Genomic DNA, 6,143 nt, shown 5'->3' with positions numbered 1-6,143 from the left:
TGGTGTCTCTGGCGCAATGGCTCCACTCCGAACCCATCCCGAACTCGGCTGTGAAACGTTGCTGCGGCGAAGATACTTTGGGGGTTGCCCCCTGGGAAAATAGCTCGATGCCAGACTTCTTCTTTTTTAAAGCCCTCTTTTATTCAATAAAAGAGGGCTTTATGGTTGTTTTTAATGTGTTGTGTTTAGTCTGTGGCGATGGTTTTTTCTTTTTTTCTGTTCTTTAGTAAGTACGTCATCATTTCACCCTTACCTTTAACCTGAATCGTACCTCGCTCTTCAAACTGATATTTATCCCGCAAATGTTGATAGGTTGAGGCACTCACTTGAATCCCCCCAGGAACTCCGTGGGATTCCATGCGGCTAGCGGTATTAACGGCATCCCCCCATAAGTCATAGATAAACTTTTTTGTGCCAATCACTCCAGCAACCACTGGTCCAGTGTTAATGCCAATTCGGATTTTAAACGGTTCACCATATTTAGCGCTAAATTGAGCCACTTGCTGTTGCATCTCTAATGCCATATCCGCGATCGCGTCGGCATGATTATCGCAGGGTGTGGGTAATCCGCCGACAACCATATAAGCATCGCCAATGGTTTTAATTTTCTCCAACCCATAAGTTTCGGTAAGCTGATCAAAGGCGGAAAAAATTTCATTGAGTAGTTTTACCAATTCTGTTGCCGATATCCGTTGCGAAAGCTGGGTAAACCCCACGATATCAGCAAATAATACTGTCGCCTCCGTGAAGCTATCCGCAATCGTCTGCTGGTTTTGTTTCAAGCGATCGGCAATCGGTTTGGGTAAGATATTTAGCAGCAGGAGTTCTGATTTTTCTCGTTCTGCCTCAATCTCAGCCGTGTAATGTAGCGATCGCACAATATACAGAACTAATGTTCCGGTTAATAGTAAGCCACTCAACAGGGTTACTCCAGCCAGAGGCGGAATTCCCCAACCTGAATTTTGTGGTATTTCCCAGAAACTGAGTGACAATTGCTGATCAGCCACTTGAATTGGGTGGGTATAGATGAGATGGTTACGGCAAGATGATCGATCAGGCTTCATCTCAACCGTTTTTGTCTGGGATTGATACAGCGCCAGATAACGTTTTGGAGAGGGTAAAGACGGATCAGATAGGCAAAAATTCAGCGTATCAATCTGTAGCCCTTTCAGTGAAGTTGTGATAATTTCCTCTAAAGAATAAACCCCAATCATTGCACCCCGAAAAGCCTGACGGCGAGTTTCAGGTGTATTGTGAGGCATGTCATTATGGTAAAGCGGTAGTAAAATCGTCAGACTATCTGGCGGTTTACCAGGTATCTTTAGCTTACTTGTGGCGACTAATTGTCCTGTCATACGTGCTTTTTCCAGTAGAGATTTACCCACGGGATGAGACGCCAGATCAAAGCCAATGACATCCTGTTGCGGAGAAAACGTAATCGGAAAATAATCCGAACGCGCCTTAGCGATAACCTGTTTTTTTACGGGATGGTATTCATAAATCGAAAAATTGGCAAACCCCATTTCTGCCATCTGTGCTTCATAACTGGGGCGTTCCCTAGCCGACACAGGTTTAAGCCAACCCAGAGTCAAAATGCCTGAATGGATAGAAAGAAAATGCTGGGTAAACGCTTCATAATCATCTTGCTGCACCTGATCAGACGCTTCGTGAAACGCGCTCAAGGATACAACCATATAATAATATTCATCAATTTTACGCTGGAATGTGGTTGTCAGGTTATCGGTTTGTTGTTGCAATTCTGAGCGAGTTTGGTTGTTTGCCCATTTCCCAGCCGTTACAGTTGCGGCAATTGACAGTCCAATTCCCACAGCAAGGGTTAACCCAACGGGAATATAGCGATGAATCTTAGACAATAAGGGTGTATCGGTTTTAATCATCAGCCAAGCACTTCCATTAATTAACCTGGCACAAGAGACTGAACCTATGAGTACGGTGTCACGAAATTCAAGATTCAAAAGGCTTACATGGCAAGCGTTTCGGTAACTTTGAATAATTGCTTTATTTCCGCCGCGCTGTACTCATCAATTGTCAGAACAGTTCAAAATACCAGTTTTACTGTGATGACACCCTGCTTTACTATTGACGCAAAGGATTTAATTGTCAAGATAGGAAGATAAAGGCTAAAAGAGTAGCTCATACTTGACTCCTGTTTAACCATCGAATCAAATCATCTTAATCTTCTGTCTCCTGGGCTTTGTCCTCTGCCTTATCTTCACGAAATAACGCTATGAATCCGGACGTTTTTTTGCGGTCAGAAAATAAGTCATCATTTCCCCCTTCCCTTTCACCGGAATGATTCCCCGTTCTTGAAACACATAGTTATCCTGTAAATGCTGATACGTCGCTGCTGTCACTTGAATTGTACCCGGAATTCCATGAGATTCCATGCGGCTAGCTGTATTTACGGCATCCCCCCATAAGTCATAAATAAACTTTTTCGTGCCAATAACGCCAGCTACCACCGATCCAGTATTAATACCAATGCGAATACTGAGTTCAGCATGATGCTTTTGATTGAATTGTTGAATTTCTTGTTGCATATCCAGCGCCATTTCTGCGATCGCGGCGGCATGATCAGGGTGTGGTTTGGGTAATCCACTGGCAACCATATAAGCATCGCCAATGGTTTTAATTTTCTCCAAACTATGCTTTTCGGTCAGGTGATCAAATGCTGAGAATATCTCATTGAGTAAATTAACTAATTCTGTCGGTGAGATTCGTTCCGATAGTTGGGTAAAGCCAACAATATCCGCAAATAAAATAGTAACCTCAGCAAAACCATCAGCAATACAAGTTTGATTTTGTTTCAATCGCCCCGCAATAGGTTCCGGTAAAATATTCAGCAATAAACGCTCAGATTTTTCTTGTTCAACCCACAATATTTCCGCTGTCCGCTTGCGTTCGGCAATTTCCCAGGAGATTCGCTGAAACATCTGATTAAAAGCTGTCATGACATCACCTAATTCATCATGGCGCTGAACAGATAAAGCATAGAAATTGGGATTTAACGTATCGTGGCTAATGGATTCTCCGGCGGCAATTAAGTCTTGACGAAGTTGTAGGATAGGGACAATTACGGTTTTCCCTAAAACTAACATGGTTGTTCCGGTAACAAACACTGATATTAACAATACTAAACCCGCAATTCTTAGGGTAAAGGCGTATAACTTGGGTTGAATCGAGGACGCATCATGGCGAATAATAATTATGTAGGGTTTTCCTAGTTGTTGGGCTGACCAAGCTAAATCATATCGTTGATCCTGTAACTTAGGAAGGCGCTGGATATCAGCATGTTGAAGATCCTCGAATGTAAGGGTTGGTGATTCACCAAATGTTCCCATCAATTGTCCATTTGCGTGGTAAATGGTAACGCCTAAAATAACCTGAGAACCACGAGTTAGCTGTTCAACTTTTTCGTCAAATATAATCGTGGACATATTTTGTTGCGTCAACCGCACGACACTCTCAACTACTTCTCCGGAAACGTCTTCCAATTGATTGAGTAGTTCATGCTTACGCCGATAATAAGAGGGAATTAAAATAAGCGTTTCGATAACAATAAGGCTGATAAATACCCAGAGGGTAATTCGTTGAGATAAACGAGACTGAAATAAAGGAAATAGGTTTAACCATTGAGATGACATCAAAACTTTTCCGGAATAAATTTTCGTACTTCTTGTGATATCACCCTGGTTAGTAAGTTTGTAGTAAGGGCTTTAGCCTAAATTTTGTTAGGTGTCTTGGCATAACGCCAACCAACAAACCGACCTAAAGGTTTGTCATCAGCTCTGGCATTGTAAGGCACTAAAGTGCTGACTACGAACGAACTTTATCCTCCTGATTGAGGTATGCCACATTAATCTGAAAATTGCCTGAGAAAGAAGGTAGAATTCGATAAATAATGATTATAGTATCTATGCCTACCTAATTGCCAATTTTTGTAAGACACCATCAATCTATAAAAACAGCCGTTAATGCTTCAAGGCGCAACGCGATCGCTAAAACCAAATATCTTCGGTAAAATCTCAATGGTAGTTGTTATCCTCAACGCTTGTGAGTTCTCATCCCACCAACCCAATCCAGACTCCTCCAGACTCAGCCATCCCCAACTCCATATTCCCCGGAGAAGTCTTTGCGAAGACGGCGGAGTTTGATCTGTATATCCGGCAACTCTTACCACGCTATGATGAAATGTTAGAGGCGATCGCACGCTGTATCCCGTCTCAGGCGAAACGTATACTGGATTTGGGGTGTGGGACGGGCGAATTGAGTGTCAAGGTACTCCAGCGCTATCGAGATGTCCAAGTCGTCGGCGTGGATTATTCTCCCCGGATGATAGAGTTTGCCACAGCCAAGCTAGAGACAGCCGGATATCGTCAACAGTGGACAGGTATCGAAGGAGATTTTGGTGATTGGGCAAATCATCAGTTATCGGTGGGAGGGGGTTTTGATGCTTGTGTTTCCTCTCTAGCTATTCATCATTTGACCGATGAAATGAAGGTAAAACTGTTTACTAAAATTCGGGAAAGCCTTAACCCTGGCGGTGTGTTTTGGAATGCTGATCCGGTTGTTCCTGAATCACCAATTTTGTCAGAAACCTATAAGCATATTCGCGAGGAATGGTGTGTAAAACAGGGAACTACGTTAACCGAAGTCAGGACGAAAACAGGTAAAAGTATTCCTTACGGTTATTCTCAACCGGATCAATTAGTTACATTAGCCGCCCATCTAGATATGTTGAAAACGGCTGGGTTTGAATCTGTAGCCGTACCTTGGAAATATTATGGGTTAGCCGTATTTGGTGGAGAAAAGACAGAAGGAAAAGGGTAGCAGGGGAGTAGAGGTTGTAGAGACTCCCCCGGTTGGCGTGAAGCTTTCGTTATAGCGCTTTTCAAGTCAGTGAGGTACACAGCCAGATGTTTCATGAGTGTTCCTTCACTTCGTTGATGACTCCGCGAACCATGGCGCGATCGCTCACTGAGAAGAATGGCATTATTAAAGAGGATAGGGAAATAGGGGCGATGGCAAAGAATTCTCACCGACCAAAAAAGGATGACGCCGTTCTCGGCGGTAAAAATCCACCCCCAACTAAAGGCGTAGTCTTAGGTGGTATTGCTGGGGTGAGGATGCGTTTAACCTCTCCTGTGGTGGAACAACGTTTAGCCGCTATGACTGAAGCCATCGCCTATGGGGATGCGGGGTTAAATTTAGTGCAGGACGCTTTTGTTCAAGATGAATCCCCACGGGTACGACAAGCAGCACTCTTAATCCTGTGGAATAAGCAACAACCATGGGTTCAACAAGCCATTCAACATTATGTTCCGGCTAATCGAGTCGCCTGGTGGCGGTTAGATGAAAAAGAAGGGGACATCGCGGCGGATAGTGTGGGGGGAAATGATGGCACAATTAAGGGGGCGACACCAGTGACGATGGTTCCGGGTCGAATGCCGGGATTAGGCGGTGCGGGACATCCCGATGAGGTGAATTCGGAGTCTTATCGCTTTGTGGAATATGTTCTACCTCAAGGATTAGGGAGTGCGTTGCAATTTGATGGGGATGACTATGTGGAAATTCCCCATGGATCAGCCCTGAATTTTGGGGTTGGGGATTTCTCGATTGGTGTGGGTGTTAAAACTCGCCGTCGTGGACTTGAAGTGATTTTAGATAAGCGCGTGGAAACTTCTGGTTCGGTGCAAGGATATTGTTTATATCTGCATAAAGGTCGGTTGGGTTTACAATTAGCGGATGGAATCGAGTCAGCTTGGACGAATTATGATAGTCAGTGCTTCATTGCTGATGATCACTGGCATTATCTGATGGTTACCGTTGACCGAGATGCGAAGGATGGAGGACGATGGTATGTTGATGGGATTGAGTTGGGGAATCGGTTTAACCCTATGGGACGACAGGGTTCGCTGAATAATTTTAAACCTCTGCGATTGGGACGGCGTTCGGATCATCCGAGTTCACCGGGATTCTTTCAGGGTAGGATGAGTGATGTACAACTGTTTAATCGATCGCTAGCCGCACCTGAGATATTAGCGGTTTATCACAAGGTTGGAGTGAAAGGGACGCGATCGGGATTTATTCATAAGTAATTAGTAGTTTGTAATATCCAATCT

The 6,143-nt window shown here is 44.0% G+C and carries 4 protein-coding genes and 1 rRNA gene; 3 read left to right on the top strand and 2 right to left on the bottom strand.

Going from position 1 to position 6,143, the window contains the following annotated elements:
- A 5S ribosomal RNA gene (rrf, locus tag RIG66_RS16675) occupies window positions 1-116 on the top strand; the annotation flags it as partial.
- Between the two features lie 69 nt (window positions 117-185).
- Here rrf and RIG66_RS16670 read toward each other — a convergent pair.
- The gene (locus RIG66_RS16670; RefSeq protein ID WP_446379898.1) at window positions 186-1,898 is read right to left on the bottom strand and encodes an adenylate/guanylate cyclase domain-containing protein; all 1,713 of its coding nucleotides are present in this window, start codon (window positions 1,896-1,898) and stop codon (window positions 186-188) included.
- A gap of 348 nt (window positions 1,899-2,246) precedes the next feature.
- Window positions 2,247-3,665, bottom strand: a complete 1,419-nt coding sequence (locus RIG66_RS16665; protein ID WP_446379896.1) for an adenylate/guanylate cyclase domain-containing protein — start codon at window positions 3,663-3,665, stop codon at window positions 2,247-2,249.
- A gap of 409 nt (window positions 3,666-4,074) precedes the next feature.
- Here RIG66_RS16665 and RIG66_RS16660 point away from each other — a divergent pair, with 409 nt between their 5' ends.
- Window positions 4,075-4,851: a class I SAM-dependent methyltransferase gene (locus tag RIG66_RS16660; RefSeq protein ID WP_446379894.1), complete on the top strand. Its 777-nt coding sequence runs from the start codon at window positions 4,075-4,077 to the stop codon at window positions 4,849-4,851.
- An 86-nt stretch (window positions 4,852-4,937) separates the two neighbouring features.
- Window positions 4,938-6,119 carry a LamG domain-containing protein gene (locus RIG66_RS16655; RefSeq protein WP_446379892.1) on the top strand — a complete coding sequence of 394 codons (1,182 nt, stop codon included), beginning with the start codon at window positions 4,938-4,940 and terminating at the stop codon, window positions 6,117-6,119.
- Window positions 6,120-6,143 lie beyond the last annotated feature (24 nt).

The organism is Coleofasciculus sp. E2-BRE-01 (genome assembly GCF_040221695.1).
Lineage (GTDB): Bacteria > Cyanobacteriota > Cyanobacteriia > Cyanobacteriales > Coleofasciculaceae > Coleofasciculus.
The sequence above is the reverse complement of the archived record's forward strand: the minus strand, read 5'-3'. Positions and strand labels throughout refer to the sequence as shown.

Coding starts and splice junctions, on each gene's coding strand:
- RIG66_RS16670 (WP_446379898.1), bottom strand. CDS start 1,898: ATGATTAAAACCGATACACCCTTATTGTCTAAGATTCATCGCTATATT.
- RIG66_RS16665 (WP_446379896.1), bottom strand. CDS start 3,665: ATGTCATCTCAATGGTTAAACCTATTTCCTTTATTTCAGTCTCGTTTA.
- RIG66_RS16655 (WP_446379892.1), top strand. CDS start 4,938: ATGTTTCATGAGTGTTCCTTCACTTCGTTGATGACTCCGCGAACCATG.